General features: G+C 68.1%; 18 protein-coding genes. 11 read left to right on the forward strand and 7 right to left on the reverse strand.

Annotated features, from left to right (window positions below; genetic code table 11):
* Positions 1-198 precede the first annotated feature (198 nt).
* Positions 199-753, reverse strand: coding sequence for a hypothetical protein (locus FCN18_RS09140; RefSeq protein WP_228713804.1), 555 nt, complete (start codon positions 751-753; stop codon positions 199-201).
* Between the two features lie 38 nt (positions 754-791).
* Positions 792-1,268 carry a hypothetical protein gene (locus tag FCN18_RS09145; protein WP_132880650.1) on the reverse strand — a complete coding sequence of 159 codons (477 nt, stop codon included), beginning with the start codon at positions 1,266-1,268 and terminating at the stop codon, positions 792-794.
* Positions 1,269-1,548: 280 nt separating this feature from the next.
* On the opposite strand from FCN18_RS09145, the gene FCN18_RS09150 reads away from it, so the two are divergent.
* Positions 1,549-2,238: a hypothetical protein gene (locus tag FCN18_RS09150; protein WP_137094439.1), complete on the forward strand. Its 690-nt coding sequence runs from the start codon at positions 1,549-1,551 to the stop codon at positions 2,236-2,238.
* A 115-nt stretch (positions 2,239-2,353) separates the two neighbouring features.
* On the opposite strand, the gene FCN18_RS09155 is transcribed toward FCN18_RS09150, so the two are convergent.
* A complete protein-coding gene (locus tag FCN18_RS09155) occupies positions 2,354-2,617 on the reverse strand; it encodes a hypothetical protein (RefSeq protein ID WP_137094441.1) in 264 nt (87 codons plus the stop codon).
* A 280-nt stretch (positions 2,618-2,897) separates the two neighbouring features.
* Here FCN18_RS09155 and FCN18_RS39710 point away from each other — a divergent pair, with 280 nt between their 5' ends.
* The 4 genes from FCN18_RS39710 (at position 2,898) to FCN18_RS09175 (ending at position 5,476) form a co-directional block, all read left to right on the forward strand.
* Positions 2,898-3,398: a DUF5994 family protein gene (locus FCN18_RS39710; RefSeq protein ID WP_228713806.1), complete on the forward strand. Its 501-nt coding sequence runs from the start codon at positions 2,898-2,900 to the stop codon at positions 3,396-3,398.
* A 52-nt stretch (positions 3,399-3,450) separates the two neighbouring features.
* Positions 3,451-3,942 (forward strand): DUF1003 domain-containing protein, encoded by a 492-nt coding sequence (locus FCN18_RS09165; protein WP_228713808.1) that lies wholly within the window; start codon positions 3,451-3,453, stop codon positions 3,940-3,942.
* Positions 3,943-4,031: 89 nt separating this feature from the next.
* Positions 4,032-4,964 (forward strand): acyl-CoA desaturase, encoded by a 933-nt coding sequence (locus tag FCN18_RS09170; RefSeq protein WP_132880657.1) that lies wholly within the window; start codon positions 4,032-4,034, stop codon positions 4,962-4,964.
* Between the two features lie 254 nt (positions 4,965-5,218).
* Positions 5,219-5,476 carry a lipopolysaccharide assembly protein LapA domain-containing protein gene (locus FCN18_RS09175; protein WP_158303073.1) on the forward strand — a complete coding sequence of 86 codons (258 nt, stop codon included), beginning with the start codon at positions 5,219-5,221 and terminating at the stop codon, positions 5,474-5,476.
* Between the two features lie 72 nt (positions 5,477-5,548).
* Here FCN18_RS09175 and FCN18_RS09180 read toward each other — a convergent pair whose 3' ends face one another.
* Complete coding sequence (locus tag FCN18_RS09180; protein ID WP_137094446.1) at positions 5,549-6,292, reverse strand: DUF2637 domain-containing protein; 744 nt, start codon at positions 6,290-6,292, stop codon at positions 5,549-5,551.
* Positions 6,289-6,489: a hypothetical protein gene (locus tag FCN18_RS09185; protein ID WP_132880662.1), complete on the reverse strand. Its 201-nt coding sequence runs from the start codon at positions 6,487-6,489 to the stop codon at positions 6,289-6,291. Before FCN18_RS09185 ends, FCN18_RS09180 begins: the two co-directional genes overlap by 4 nt.
* Before the next feature lie 412 nt (positions 6,490-6,901).
* On the opposite strand from FCN18_RS09185, the gene FCN18_RS39025 reads away from it, so the two are divergent.
* Entirely contained in the window at positions 6,902-7,054 is a 153-nt protein-coding gene (locus FCN18_RS39025; protein WP_158303074.1) for a hypothetical protein, read from the forward strand.
* 229 nt (positions 7,055-7,283) lie between these two features.
* On the opposite strand, the gene FCN18_RS09200 is transcribed toward FCN18_RS39025, so the two are convergent.
* On the reverse strand, positions 7,284-7,772 hold the full coding sequence (locus FCN18_RS09200; protein ID WP_137094451.1) for a MerR family transcriptional regulator: 489 nt from the start codon (positions 7,770-7,772) through the stop codon (positions 7,284-7,286).
* 98 nt (positions 7,773-7,870) lie between these two features.
* On the opposite strand from FCN18_RS09200, the gene FCN18_RS09205 reads away from it, so the two are divergent.
* The gene (locus FCN18_RS09205) at positions 7,871-9,415 is read left to right on the forward strand and encodes an MFS transporter (RefSeq protein WP_137094453.1); all 1,545 of its coding nucleotides are present in this window, start codon (positions 7,871-7,873) and stop codon (positions 9,413-9,415) included.
* Positions 9,416-9,669: 254 nt separating this feature from the next.
* Here the strand turns inward: FCN18_RS09205 and FCN18_RS09210 are convergent, their stop codons facing one another.
* Entirely contained in the window at positions 9,670-10,491 is an 822-nt protein-coding gene (locus FCN18_RS09210) for an IclR family transcriptional regulator (protein WP_323808350.1), read from the reverse strand.
* A gap of 71 nt (positions 10,492-10,562) precedes the next feature.
* On the opposite strand from FCN18_RS09210, the gene FCN18_RS09215 reads away from it, so the two are divergent.
* From FCN18_RS09215 to FCN18_RS09230, 4 genes are read left to right on the forward strand one after another with little or no spacing between them, the layout of a single operon-like run.
* On the forward strand, positions 10,563-11,987 hold the full coding sequence (locus FCN18_RS09215; RefSeq protein ID WP_137094457.1) for an APC family permease: 1,425 nt from the start codon (positions 10,563-10,565) through the stop codon (positions 11,985-11,987).
* A gap of 10 nt (positions 11,988-11,997) precedes the next feature.
* Positions 11,998-12,774, forward strand: coding sequence for an SDR family NAD(P)-dependent oxidoreductase (locus FCN18_RS09220; RefSeq protein WP_137094459.1), 777 nt, complete (start codon positions 11,998-12,000; stop codon positions 12,772-12,774).
* Entirely contained in the window at positions 12,771-13,649 is an 879-nt protein-coding gene (locus tag FCN18_RS09225; protein ID WP_137094461.1) for an amidohydrolase family protein, read from the forward strand. Before FCN18_RS09220 ends, FCN18_RS09225 begins: the two co-directional genes overlap by 4 nt.
* On the forward strand, positions 13,649-13,981 hold the full coding sequence (locus FCN18_RS09230) for an L-rhamnose mutarotase (protein ID WP_137094463.1): 333 nt from the start codon (positions 13,649-13,651) through the stop codon (positions 13,979-13,981). The genes FCN18_RS09225 and FCN18_RS09230 overlap by 1 nt, the downstream gene beginning before the upstream one ends.
* Positions 13,982-14,064: the final 83 nt, after the last annotated feature.

Below are 14,064 nucleotides of genomic sequence, written 5' to 3' on the forward strand. Positions count from 1 at the left end.
TGCCCGTACCCATCCCGCCGGATTTCACCCCGGCGTGTCGGGCCAGAAACACCGCTCACGACACAGTCCCCGCCCAGCACCGCGCCATCCGTGAGCTGCGCCGACACCTGACAGGCCACACCGAGTAGGCAGTAGATCGGCGCGTGGTCCGCAGCCAGCGGGGGTGGCTGAAGGTGATCGTCGTGCCCGGTGTCCCGGCTAGTTGCTGCGGTAGGGCTTGTAGGGCAGGACGCGTGGTTCGCGGGGCGGGGAGACGAGGTTGTCGCCTGGCCAGAAGGGTCCTTCCGCGGCGAACCGCCGTACGTGACCGGTCAGCTCGTCCAGGTGCTGTTGCCGCTCGACCGGGCCTGTCTGGGAGCGGGAGCCGTCCGGTTGGTACAGCTCGTGCACGGTGTTCGGGCCACCACCCACCAGAACAGCCGCGACCTGCGGCAGACCCATCGGCATCGCGTCGCAGCCCTGGTGGCGGGCGATGTGCACCACCGCATCGACGACCCGTTCCCAGTCGGCGACCAGCGGCCACAACTGTCCGCCGTCCAGCTCGAAGGTCAACGTGGACAGCGGCACCACCTCGCCCGGTGTGCGGCCGGGGAACTCGGTCAGGCACCGGTACATCCGCCCGCCATCCGGCTGCGGCACCGCCGGGTGCAGCAAGGTCAGGGCGTGCACGATCGTGGCGTTGATCGGCACCGGATGCTGCGGGGACTGGTACGGCTCGTGCAGGGCGAGCAGATACACGTCCTGGATCGTCACATGGTCCCTTTCCGTCGCGGCTGAGGTTGGGCGGACCATCAGGCGTACGGCTCGACGGAGATGCTGTAGACATGCCCGCGCCAGGACCGATCCACCGGCAAGGCACGGACGGCGTACTGGTAGGTGGGCAGGCCCAGCTTGTCGGCGCGGGCGATCAGCGCGCGGATATCGCCCAAGGTCAGCACATGTGCCGACAGTCGACGGCCCCAACGGCGCCATTCCACCTCGGGGCCGGTGGGCTTCTGTGTGACGCTCGTGTGTTTCTCCGCGTCGCTGCGGTCGGCTCCGTGTGCGTTCGCAGGTGGTGACGCTGGCGGACCGTCGCTGTCGGTGTCGCGGGCGTCTTCGACCACGGTCTCCAGGCGTTTCACCTTGCCGTCCCAGCCGGCGAAGCACCGGACGGGCGTCGCGTCGGGGAAGTTCAACGCCGTGGCGCTGTCCACGAACTCGCGCAGCTCATGGAAGTGGAAGATGGTCCGGTCAGGGCGCCTGGCCTGCGTCACGTTGTGCGTCACGACCACCACGATAGGCATTCGCCCCGACACGGCACGTGGCCCCTCTGTGGATCACCCGACTGGCCGAGCGGGGGGTGCCGACAAAGGACACGTAGGTGGCCAAGCTCGATTGGTGATGCACGCTGTGGCGGTCTGCCAGCGCGGTGCCCTGCTGGGGTTGCCGGGGCAGGATAGGGCCATGAGTGGCGAGGTCTTGCGTGACGGTTGGTGCGGCGAGCCTATTGCGTGGGCAAGAGTCGGTGATCCCGTTATCGGGCGGGAGTGGACTGAGCATGGCTGGGTGGCCGTGACTGACCGGTTGTCTCCGGCTGAGGCGGTTCGTAAGTACGGTCCCATCACTGAGTTGGTGGTTGGCCGCCACGGCGGTTTTGAGTCCGTCACCTACGGTGAGACCCAATTCGTCTCTCGGTTCGTGGACCCGCGCGGCACGGGTTTGTATGACGACACCGTTGTCGTCGTGCACGACCCTGCCCGGGACGATTACGAGTGCCCGGTCTGCCAGGCCGCGCCCGGCGAGCAGTGTGTGAACGAGAAGCAGCAGCCGTGCGGAACGCACGGCAAGCGGTCTCAGGGGCGCTCGCGTTGGGAGATCGAGCGGGCTGATGCGGCGGCCCGAAAGGCGCGCGAGGAAGCGGAGGCTGCGCAACAGTGGCAGCGCGAGATGGCCACGCCGCCGGCTCTCGGCGCGGTGCTGGAAGTCAAGCGTTGGATGCCTGCTGATGACACGGCGTCCGATGGTGTCGACCGCTACATCGTCGAGCGCACCTACGCCAACCGGACGGTCCAGGCCAGTGCGGACAGCGGGGAACGGGTGTTCCTGGCCCGCAACGAGTACACCGGCGGTTGGCAGGTCATCTGTGGGCAGCCGACGTCGATGTGCCTGCCATGCCGGGGCGGCGGTGTCGGCGTGCTGTGCAGGGTGCGACACAAGCCAGGGTTGCACTTGCGCGAGGACTCGTCGTGGACCTGACGCGACAAAGGTTTGCCAGCCGAGTTGGTGCCTCCACTCCGTCCGATCTCGCCCGTGAATGCGCTGGTCAGCGACTCGCGGACTGTCTGGGCCGTGATCGGTGAGTCACGTCGGGTCACACCACAACCCTCTCCGAGGCGGCGTAGGCCGGCTCCCGCCGCGCGGGTCGCTCGCCACGCGGACCGCCGAGGGCGGGCGGCAGGTGCCCGGACTGCCGCCACCTGCGCAGCACCTTGCGGCCGTAGTTGTTCGTGCCCGCGATCCGGTCCAGCTCCGCGCCGGTCGGCGTGCGGCCCTTGGTCCGCTCGGTCACGTAGTACGCGCACATGCGCTGCTCGGCGGACGGCTCGGCCGGCGGGCGAGCCCCGTTCGGGACCACCGCGAGACGCACCGTCGCCCCCGCAGGTCTGATTTCGGGGCGAACGGGCAGGAGACGCGGCTCGTTGCTGGTCACGTGGGGCGTAGGCTGGGTGTTACCGAAGGCGAAGCAGTACCCACGGTTTGTCGGTGCCGCCTTGGGCGCACGAACGATCCCTGGCTCCTGTGATGGGGCTGGAGGCGGGAGCGCCGAGATGATGATCTCGGGTCAGCTGAATCCCACGACCACTTCCGATGACCGTCAACAACAGTCGCCGCTGCCGCCTGTGGTGCGGTTGCGGATGAAGCCGGACGGCGCCGCGCGTGGTCATGTCGATGGCGGTTGGTGGCCGCGGTCGAGGGATCTGGCGGCGGAGTTGCCGTCGCTGGTGTCCGCACTCGGGGTGTGGCTGGGGCAGGTCGCCCGCGTGTCCTACCACCTGGACAGGTGGGGCCTGGTCGCCCGCAAGGTCCTCGTCGAGGGCCGGGTCGTGCGGGCGGAGGGTTTCCGCTCGACGGACCGGCACACGATCATGGTGATCGGTTCGGATTCGCGGCGGGTGAGCCTGCTGGTCGTGCCGCCGGGTGTTCCCGGCGGTGTGGCCCGCGCGGTGCTTCGCTCGGCCGCCGGCAGCGACTCGACCGCCAGCGTGGCCGACATCCTGGCCAGCAACGGTGTCCACCCGGACCGGGACAGCAACCCGCACGTGGCCGTGCCTGGCCCGCGGGCAGCCGGCCCGTCCGCGGCGGAGCCGGAGGAGGAGCGGTGGGAAGCTGAGGGCGGCCGTGCCCTGCCCGCCTGAGCAGGCCGCGCGTTCCGTGGGTGCTCCCGGCGGCACGGGGTAGGTGGTCGGGGTGGTGGGTCATCGGAACCCGGCCAACCAGCGCCGGTATGACCAGCGGACGACCGGTGAGCGGCTGGCCGATCAGGTCACCGCCCGGTTCGGGTCCTGGGCGTTCATCTGCGCGCAGAGCGCGGTCGTGGTGGCGTGGATCGCGGTGAACCTCGCCGCGTTCCTCTACCGGTGGGACCCGTATCCGTTCATCCTGCTCAACCTGCTGTTCTCCACCCAGGCCGCCTACGCCGCGCCGTTGCTGCTGCTCTCGCAGAACCGGCAGGCCGAACGCGACCGGATCAAGGCCGAACACGACTACCGGATCAACCAGCTCGCGCTGCAATTCCTCATCGCCTGGCACCGCGACGCGCATCCACCCGGCTGCGACTGCGTCCGCGAACTCGGCCCGGCCGCCGATGACGCGCTGGCCGCGCTGGCCCGTGACCTGGACCCACTGGTGTCGCCGCCGGTCGCGGTGGCTCAACCGGCCGCGACACCCGATCGCGGCTAGACTGGGAACCAGGTTCCGGCCCCCTTTCTGGCCGTGATCAACGCAATCAGGCGCGTTCTGTCCGCCGAGATCCGAGGTCTTCCCTCACCGTGACCACCACCGATGTTCGTCCGCGCCCGAAACCGATCCTGTCCGGACGCCGTTCCCCGCTGGAGCACCTGACCGTCAAGGTGTTCCTGCTCGTGCCGTTCCTCGCGTTGCTCGCCGCCGTGCCGCTGGCGTGGGGCTGGGGCCTGGGCTGGACCGACCTCGGGATCGCGGCCGGCTTCTACGTGGTGTCCTGCCTGGGCGTGACCGTGGGGTATCACCGCTACTTCACCCACCGCGCGTTCAAGGCCCGCCGCGCGCTGCGGGTCGGGCTGGCCATCGCGGGCAGCCTGGCCGCCCAGGGACCGGTCATCGACTGGGTCGCCGACCATCGCCGCCACCACGCCTACTCCGACCGCCCCGGCGACCCGCACTCCCCGTGGCTGTACGGCACCAGCCCGATCGCCCTGGCCAAGGGGTTCTGGCACGCCCACATGGGGTGGCTGTTCGGCCGGGACCGCACCAACGCCGAACGTTTCGCCCCCGACCTGCTCGCCGACCGCGACATCCGCGCCGTCGACCGGCTGTTCTGGCTGTGGACCACCCTCACCCTGCTCGCCCCGGCCGCTTTGGGCGGGGTCATCACGCTGTCCTGGTGGGGCGCGCTGACCGGGTTCTTCTGGGCCGGGCTGGTGCGGATCTCGTTCCTGCACCACGTCACCTGGTCGGTCAACTCGATCTGCCACATGATCGGCACCCGCCCGTTCACCGCGCGCGACAAGTCCGCCAATTTCTGGCCGCTGGCGATCCTGTCGATGGGCGAGTCCTGGCACAACTCCCACCACGCCGACCCCACCTGCGCCCGCCACGGCGTGCTCCCCGGCCAGATCGACATCTCCGCCCGCGTCATCTGGATCTTCCAGCGACTCGGCTGGGCCTACCAGGTCCGCTGGCCCGCCCCGCAGCGACTCGCCCACAGCCGCGCCGACCACTGACCACCCGCGACGCCACGCCGCACGGGGTACCCGGCCGAACCAGCAGAGAATCACGCGCCAGCACGGCGGCGCACCCGTGTTCGGCGTAGCGTGGACCTTAAGCCCCTCAATCTGAGAGAGGGGGCACACCCATGACCGATACGTCGGCCACCAGGCCCGTACCGTCAACCACCCCACCGACTGACTCCGCCGGCCCACCCGCCCCGGCAGCCACCCCCGACACCCCACCCGCAGCGCCGCCAGCCCGTAATCCGTTGCGGCGCACCCGGACCGGTGTCACCTGGGTCGGCGTCATCGTCTTCGCCGCCGTGCTGGTCCTCCTGCTGATCTTCATCCTGCAGAACACCCAGGCGGTGCAGATCTCCTACCTCGGCGCCAGCGGGCACGTCTCGCTGGTCGTGGCGATGCTGCTGGCCGCGGTAGCCGGCGTGCTGCTGACCGCGATCGCCGGATCGCTGCGGATCTGGCAACTCCGCCGCCACCTCCGCCGATCAACCCGCCGAGGAACGTGACACCTCCGCCAATCTGGCTTTGCCCGCGCTAACGGCCCCGAGTTGGAGTTGGCCCCCCCTGGCCGGAAAGCCCTAACGCAAAGCCTGATCAAGCGGCGACACGACCAAGCCCGCGCCGCCGACACTCGCCAGGCTGCTGTCGGCGACCCGCCCGGCGTTCTTCCATCGCCGCAGCACCCGGCGGCCGTAGTTGTTGGTCCCCGCGATCCGGTCCAGCTCCGCGCCGGTCGGCGTGCGGCCCTTGGTCCGCTCGGTCACGTAGTACGCCCACATGCGCTGCTCGGCGGTCGGTTCGGCCGGCGGGCGAGCCTCGTTCGGGGCCACCGCGAGACGCACCACCGGGGCCGTCTCGGCGCCGGTGGTGCCCGTCTCGGCGGTCTCGGTGCCGGTCTCGTTCGCGGTCTCGGCGCGGTGCCGCTTGAGCGCGCGGTTGAGCAACTCGACCGCCAGCAGCAGCGCCAGCGGCGGGCACGCCGCCACCGCCACGGCGAACACGCTCAGCTCCGGGGCCGCCGCCACGTTCGCGCACAGCGACAGCACGATGCCGAACACGAAGGCCAGCCACGCCGCCCACCGGCCACCGGCACGGCGGCCGTGGCCGGTGGTCTTCCACAACTCGACCGTCGCAGTGGTCAGGATGCCGTCCACGATCAACGGCCAGATCGCCGCCGTGGCCTCGTCGGCACCGAACCGCAAGGCGAACTCGCGGCCGTGTCGGTAGGAGGCGTAGGCCGCACCCAGCGCCACCAGCGCGGTGCAGGCGCACTGGACCCACAGCGCCCGGTCCCGCCGAGTCGGGGGTGCCGTGGCGCTCACCGCAGCACACCTCCCGACACGCGCCGCGCGTCGTCCGGGCAGCAGCCGACGCAGGCGAACACCTGCGAGCCAGTCACCGACCGGCCCACCGGAAGATGCGGAACCCGGACGCGAAGGTAGTCCGCTCCGCACACCACGCAGGCCAACCCGTCGGCCTGCAACGCCGTCGGTCCGGCGATGATCGTGTCGTGGTTCATCGGGCGCCACCTGCCGACAGGCAACGAGTACCGACCGGGCGGATCGTGATTTCAGGACCTTCGACCAAGATCGTTTGGTTCGTATGCTGAAGCGTTAGGCCCACATTTCGGAAGGCTCGTGGATCTGGATGTAATGCCAGGTCAGCGGGCCTTTTTCGTCGCGCCGTAAATTCGTCCATTGTGGATCACCCTTCAGTTACTGTTCAGTAGGTGGAGCAAAGCTGGAGCAGTGTGGGGCCGGGCGCGAAGTCGGGGCACGGATTCTGTTCCAGGTATGTCGCCCGTGCGGGTGGATGTGTGGAGTGATGTGGGCGCGCTTCGCCGATGCGTTGGGGGTGGCTCAGGCGGTATCGCGCCAGGTTGTGTTGGTGGGGTCGGTGGTGTTGTCGGCGATGGCTTTGTCCCAGCGGGCTTGGAGTCCGTCGAGGAGGCGTTGTTCGACGGCGGCGGCAACGTGGGAGTAGGTCTGCTCGACTTTGTCGGCGAGGACGTGGCCGAGGCGGAGGGCTTGGGCGATTTCGGGGACGCCGTCGTCGATGAGCCAGGTTTTGTGGCTGTGGAGTAGGGCTTCGGTGATCTCTACCCGTGGTGGCTCTGGGGCGCGGGTGGCTGGGGTGGCGCTCTCACGGCCACGCAGTGGGTCACGCAGCGGACGGCCAAGCGGCGCATCGACAACCAGCCCGAACTCTAACCTTCTCCTCGGCCGGAAGAAGGGTCGCGGATCTTACGGTCTGCTGCCGCTTCACCCGTGCCAGCGGCACCGGCAACGTCGGTCAGGAGATCGTTGAAGCTATTCACCGACTGCTCGCTGGAGACCGTCGCCGACTGATACCGGCGGCGGCGTCCGCGGCGGCGGTCGCCGGCCAGGCCCGACCGGTGGCCGACGATACCCGCCTCCGCGATGTCTCCACCGAAGAATCTTCGCCGGTGGGGGCGGCGGCAATGATCGCGGCGAGCAGCTCGGCGGAGGTGGTCAGGTCATCGATGCGGGCGAGCATGCGTGCGCGTGCTGCGGAGAGCTGCGTGACCATTTCCGCACACGTCGGGGTGGGGACGTGACCGGCGCCGTCGTCGTCGAAGCAGTGCAGGACCTGTGCGATGAGCTCGGTGTTCAGTCCGGCCGAGATGAGGGTCTGGATGCGCGCAACAACGGCGACGTCGTTAGCGGTGAACTCGCGATAGCCGCTGGGGCGGCGTTGTGGTTGCAGCAGCCCTTGTTCGTCGTAGTAGCGCAGTGCCCGCACGCTCACGCCCGTACGCCGCGACAACTCGCCGATTTTCACCGCGTTCCGTCCTTCGCCGTTGACTCTCACGCAGACGTCAGAGTTTAGCGTGACCGACGCGGCGTCTGCGGACGCGTTGTCGTTGCGATGGTGGGGAGATGTCGGTGCACGGAACATCTGGGCGACGTGCCGGTCGGCGGGAATGGCTGGCGTTAGGCGTGCTGGCCTTGCCGACGATGGTCCTGTCCATGGACTTGACCGTGTTGCATCTCGCAGTACCGAGATTGAGCGCGGACTTGGCGCCCTCTGGTGCTCAGCTGCTGTGGATCCTCGACATCTACGGCTTCATGGTGGCGGGGTTTCTGTTGCTGATGGGCGCGCTCGGTGACCGGGTGGGTCGGCGACGACTGCTGATGATCGGCGCGTGCTGCTTCGCCGTGGTCTCCGTGCTCGCCGCGTTCGCGCCTACCGCGGAAACGCTCATCATCGCGCGTGCGCTGCTCGGTGTCGCGGGCGCCACGCTGATGCCCTCGACGCTGGCTGTGCTGACGGAGCTGTTCCAGGTTCCCGCGCAGCGGACGTTCGCCGTCGCGGTGTGGATGACGGCGTTCATCGCCGGCGAGGCGATCGGCCCGCTCGTCGGTGGCGTCGTGCTGGAGTTTTTCTGGTGGGGCGCCGTGTTCCTGATCGGCGTTCCGGTGATGGCGTTGCTGGTTCTGGCAGGTCCGGTGGTGCTTCCCGAGACCACGGAGCGGTTGGCCGGGCGCGTCGATCTGACCAGCGCCGCGATGCTCCTTGGCGCCGTGCTGCCGTTGGTCTTCGGGATCAAGAGCCTTGCCATGGAAGGCTTCGGTGGACAGACGGTGGTGTGGGTTGTCTCCGGCGTCCTGCTCGGTGTCCTCTTTGTCCGGCGCCAGCTCCGCCTCGACGACCCTCTGATGGATCCGCGGTTGCTCCGGCGCCCGGCGTTCCGCGCCGGTCTCGGCACCCAGATACTCGCCGTGGCGGCGATGGCGGGCAGTCAACTACTGGTCCTCCAGTACGTGCAGACCGTGCTCGGGCTCACCCCCCTGCAGGCTGGCCTGGCCACGCTACCGTCGGTCGTCTTGGGCATCGGTGCGAACCTTCTCGCGCCGACGGTGACCCGGCACGTGAATGCAGCCCACGCCATTGCGGCCGCGCTGTGCGTCGCGGCAGTGGGTGCCGGCATCCTGGCCGCCGTCACCCCACTGGAGAGCTTGGTCTGGACGATGACCGGGTTCACCGTGCTCTACATCGGGGTGACCCCGACGCTCGCCTTGCTCACCGACCTGATCGTCAGCTCGGCGCCGAGCAAACGCGCGGGCATGGCATCCGGAGTCGCGGAAAGCGGCGCGGAGTTCGGCCTCGCGGCGGGGATGGCGTTCATCGGAACCGCGGCGATGGCGACCTACGCCTCGCGGCTGGTCGACATGGCACCACCCGGTATCGATCACGCCGACCTGCGCGATGCGGCCGAAACCGTCGGCAACGGGCTCGCCATCGCGGCAGGGCTGCCTCACGAGACCGGCGGGCCGCTGCTCGAGGCGATCAGCTCCGCATTCACGTCGGGTCTGCAAGTCGCGGCGATCGTGAGCGCCGTCGTGCTGATCGTCGCGGCGGCGCTGACGCTGCGGTTTCCACGAGCGAGCCCAACCACGACTGAACCCACGGGACTGCGCTGACATGACACCGTTGCCTTGCCCGGCCAGAGGCGAAGGAGCCGATTCGCATGCGCCGGCTGCACTCGATCCGAACAGCGACAACGCGCCTGGCGGCTCACGCGCCCAGCCGCGATGTGAGCCCGGCCTGGGCTCGTACCCACCTCAAGACGCGTCCTTGTAGACGCAGGGTGTGGGCCGATGGCATGCGATCGGCGGCGGGTTGAGCCAGCGCTCCTCCCCGCCCGTGCACGTGGAACAGGACGTCGCGAACACCGTCAACGGGACATCGGTTCCGAGCCCCGGGCAACCGTCTGGAGGACCTCCAGGTTGCGATCGAGATTCTCTCGGAAGTGTTGCGTCGGCGCAGAGACCGCCGCAACGAGAGGAGCGCTGCTGGCGTCGAGTGGAATGGCGACACAGGACAGGCCGACGGCGAACTCTTCTTCGTCGAGACTGAAACCTTGGCGCTTGATCTGTTCGAACTCGGCCGTGAGGTCTTCGACGGATGTCTTCGTATGAGGCGTGCAGGGATCGAGATCGTGGGTCCGGAAGTACTCCTCACGCAACTCGGGCCGCGCCACGGCCAACAGCAGTTTTCCCGAGGCACGGGCGTGGGCATGCCCGACGTATCCAAGTGGCGTTTCTGCGGCGCGAACCGGTCCTGTTCCACTGGCGACGGCCAGCACATGAACCTCACCGTTGCGCCAACCCGCAGCGTATGCGGTCTCACCGGTCATGGACGCGATCTTGCGAACCAGCGGATCGAGGTGCTCACTCGGCGACAGCTGGCGCTCGAGACCTCGGGCGATCGTCACCATGCCGAGGCCGAGGACGATGCGGTTCGCGCTCGTCCGGGTCAGCGCACCGCTCGCGGTCAAAGTGTGCAACAGGTGATACAGGGCCTGGCGACCGATACCGAGCTGGTCGCTGAGCTCTCGCGTCGTCAGCCCGTTCTCGCTCTCGGCCACCGCGGTGAGTATGCGGATCACCCGAGAAGCTGTCTGCACGCGAGGCCGAGCCCGGGAGTCAGTATGTGCGTCATCTGTCACATAGTCATGGTAGTTCATGCTCTCGGGCCATGCTCCCGGCTGGTCCATCTGTTGACAGGCCAACAGGGGCACCTTAAGGTCGCATCACATTACGCCAACTCTATCAGATAGTGATACTTATGACGGCTTCTGGGGCTCCACTCGAACGCAAGCTCACCTGGCGCGACTCGTTCGCACTCTCCCTGCTCGTTCCCGTCTCGATCTTCGCCGCGATCGCGCCATCGATGGGCGCGGTCGGGACTTGGACCCTGATGCTGTTGTTCGCCGTCGTGTGCACGGTCGGCATCCTCCAAGGCTTCATCTACACCGAGCTCGCCGCGATGTTCCCGGACAAGTCGGGCGGAGTTGCGGTCTACGCCCACGAAGGCTGGCGCAAGTACTGCACGCCCCTTGGCGCGATCGTCGCGTTCGGCTACTGGGCGGGATGGTCCTTCGGCGTGGCCGTGATGGCACTCGGCTTCGGCTCCGTGCTGCACGCGGAGTTCTTCCCCAGCGTCACATGGTCGATCGACCTCGGCGCGGTGGACGCGACTCTTACGCACGTCCTGGCGGTGTTCGCACTCGTCCTGGTGTCGTGGCTCAACCTGCGCGGCATTGAGGTGACGGCCATGCTGGCGAAGATCCTCGGTGTCTTCGCCGTCGCCCTCATCCTGCTGTTCGCCGTGGGCCCGATCGTCACGGGGAACTTCGACCTATCAGGCCTGACCTGGCAGCTGCCCGGCGGCTGGGAAGGGTGGCACACGGCCCTTGCCTTCCTCTTTCTCCTGGCCTGGTCCTCCTATGCCTTGGAGATGTGCGCGATCTTCACGCCGGAGTACAAAGACCCTTTGCGAGACACTCGCATCTCCCTGCGCGCGGCCGGTCTCGTGACATTAGCCGCCTCGGTCCTGGCTCCGATGGGGATCGCCGGCGTCCTCGGCGACGAGACCGTCGCCGCCGATCCGGACAACGTCTACGCCGCCGCGTTCGGCGAGCTGGTAGGGCAGGCTTCGTCGTTCGTCGCGGCCATGCTGGCGCTGTCGTTTCTCCTGGTGATGAATGGTGCGACCGCGGACTCCGGACGTGCCCTCTACGGGGTGGCCCGCGCGGGGATGACCCTGCGGCAGCTCGAGGGTCTCAACTCTGGCAAAGAACCCGCGCCGGCGATCCTGGTCGCCATGGTTGCCAACATCGCGCTCGTGCTCTTCGTCGGCAACCCCCTCGGCATCATCTTCGCCGGCAACGTGGGCTACATCCTCACCCACCTGCTGGCCATCGCGGCGTTCCTTCTCCTGAGGCGTGATCGCCCTGAGTTGCCCCGACCAGTGCGGCTCGGCCGCGTATGGGTGCTCGTGGCCTGGCTGCTCATCGCCTTCAACGCGACGATTCTCGTCGTCGGCGTCCTCTCTCCGGGCGCCACGGGCTACGGCGGGACCGCGGAACAGCTCATCGGCGCGGGAATCTTGCTGGTCGGCCTGCTCTTCCTCGGCGTACGGCGCAGGCAAGACGCCCGACAACGGCTGCCCTCAGCAACGACTATCCACGAACCGGAATCGACTCGATAGGAAAGTGAGCATGACGACTGGACGACGCGCATTGATCACGGGAGCCGCCTCCGGCATCGGACTGGAAACGGCACGAAGACTGTCGACCGACGGCGCTACCGTGGTCGGCTTGGACCTGCCCTCAGCCGATGGTTCCGCGTTCTCAGCCATCGGCGGGACGATCCTGAGGGGAGACATCAGAGACACGGCCGAGACCAGGGCGCTCGTGGACGAAGCGGCCCGGCTCATGGGCGGGATCGACACCGTGGTGCTCAGCGCGGGCATCATCAACATCGCCGCGCTGGCCGACGTCGACATCGAGACCTGGAACAACGTGCTCGCGGTGAACCTCACCGGAGCCTTCTTCTGCATCCAGAGCGCCGCGCCGCACCTGATCGAATCGCGGCGCGGGCGGGTGGTCGCGATCAGCTCGGATGTCGCCGCCCGTGGGACGCCCCTCCTCCATGCGTACACCGCTTCGAAGGCAGGCCTTGACGGCGTCGTGCAATCGCTCGCCGGCGAGCTGGCACCCTATGTCACCGTCAACGCGGTGCGGCCGGTGAGCACGCCTGGAACGGGAATGGGCCGACTCGTCACGCAGTGGAAGGCGAACGCCACTCGGCGCCCGGAGCACGAGGTGTTGCGGGACATAGCGGAGACCTACCCGCTCGGCCGCGTCGGAACCCCGGACGACATCGCCGGCGCCGTGGCGTTCCTGTGCTCCGACGACGCCGCGTTCATCACCGGCGTGTCCATCGACGTCGACGGCGGCGCCGCTCTCAACACGATGCCGGGGTCCGGATCATGACAGTGCCTTTCGCCGATAGCCATGTACATTTCTTCGACCTCACGCACCCCGAGCTCGCGTACACGTGGTTGCGGCGGGGCGGCGATCCCGACGAGACCGCGATCGTGGGTGAATACGGGGCCATCCGTTCCGAGCGGTACCACGCGTATGACTTCCAGGGAGAGACTCGATTCGCCGACGTCCGATACGTGGTGCACGTCCAGGCCGCGCTGGGGACGGCCGACCCCGTGGCTGAGACGGCGTGGCTCGATCAGCAGCACCACGAGACGGGACTTCCCCACGCTATGGTCGCGGCGGCCGACCTGGCCTCAGACCAGCTTGTGGACACGCTCGACCGCCACGGGCGCTGGAACCGGTTCGCCGGTATCCGCGACCTGCGTGAGGACGACTATCTTTATCAGGACGCGTGGCTCGAGGGTCTGCGTGAGCTCGAGCGCCGCGCGCTCGTGTGCTGCGACGCGCCCCGCATCGATGATGTCCGGCAACTGCTGAAAGTCCTGGCCGAAGTGCCGGATCTCACGTATTGCTTGGACCACGCGCTGATGCCTGATGGCAGCGACGAGGGGTTCCCGACGTGGCGTCAGGCGATCGGCGCCTTGGCCGAGGCACCGGGAACGATCCTGAAGATCTCCGGCCTGGGAATGATGGATCACCGGTGGACGCCAGAATCACTCCGCCGATGGGTTCATACGGGGATCGAGGTCTTCGGCCCGGATCGCGTGATCTTCGGGACGAACTGGCCCTTGGACCGCCTCTACAGCTCATACGGAGACGTCGTCGACTTCTATCGCACGGCCACGGCGTCATTCGGACCCGACGCGCAGCGCCGACTGCTCTTCGACAACACGGTGCGAATCTTCGGAGGTGGCAGCTGATGCGGGCGACATCGCAGCGATGGCATATTCGTGCCGGACTCGAGCAGGAGTACATGACTCGCCACGCCTCGGTCTGGCCTGAGCTCGAACGGCTCTTCCACGAGCTGGGGGTGACCGAGTATCGGCTCTATCGATTCGGGAGAGACGTCTTCGCGCACATGCGTGTGGACGACTACGACCACTTCATCAGGGGTTACGCCGAATCCGAGGTGGCGCAACGCTGGGAGGACGAGTTCGCCTCGCTCATCGAGCTTCCCAATGCTGACCCGGAGACCGGGTGGCCCGAGAGCGGGGAGTTGGTCTGGGCGCTGCCAGCGCCGCATCCCCGATGACGTCAACGTCGTCGCGCGCACGCGAGCGGGTTGTGTCCGGCAGAGTGGTGTACCAGCTCCGCCAGCGATCGGCTGAGCATGTC

The organism is Prauserella endophytica (genome assembly GCF_005146945.1).
GTDB classification, from domain to species: Bacteria; Actinomycetota; Actinomycetes; order Mycobacteriales; family Pseudonocardiaceae; genus Prauserella_A; species Prauserella_A endophytica.

Excerpts from the sequence above, each read along its gene's own strand:
- FCN18_RS39710 (WP_228713806.1), top strand. The coding sequence starts at position 2,898 with ATGAAGCCGGACGGCGCCGCGCGTGGTCATGTCGATGGCGGTTGGTGG.
- FCN18_RS09185 (WP_132880662.1), bottom strand. The coding sequence starts at position 6,489 with ATGAACCACGACACGATCATCGCCGGACCGACGGCGTTGCAGGCCGAC.
- FCN18_RS09205 (WP_137094453.1), top strand. The coding sequence starts at position 7,871 with ATGTCGGTGCACGGAACATCTGGGCGACGTGCCGGTCGGCGGGAATGG.
- FCN18_RS09210 (WP_323808350.1), bottom strand. The coding sequence starts at position 10,491 with ATGGACCAGCCGGGAGCATGGCCCGAGAGCATGAACTACCATGACTAT.
- FCN18_RS09215 (WP_137094457.1), top strand. The coding sequence starts at position 10,563 with ATGACGGCTTCTGGGGCTCCACTCGAACGCAAGCTCACCTGGCGCGAC.
- FCN18_RS09220 (WP_137094459.1), top strand. The coding sequence starts at position 11,998 with ATGACGACTGGACGACGCGCATTGATCACGGGAGCCGCCTCCGGCATC.
- FCN18_RS09225 (WP_137094461.1), top strand. The coding sequence starts at position 12,771 with ATGACAGTGCCTTTCGCCGATAGCCATGTACATTTCTTCGACCTCACG.
- FCN18_RS09230 (WP_137094463.1), top strand. The coding sequence starts at position 13,649 with ATGCGGGCGACATCGCAGCGATGGCATATTCGTGCCGGACTCGAGCAG.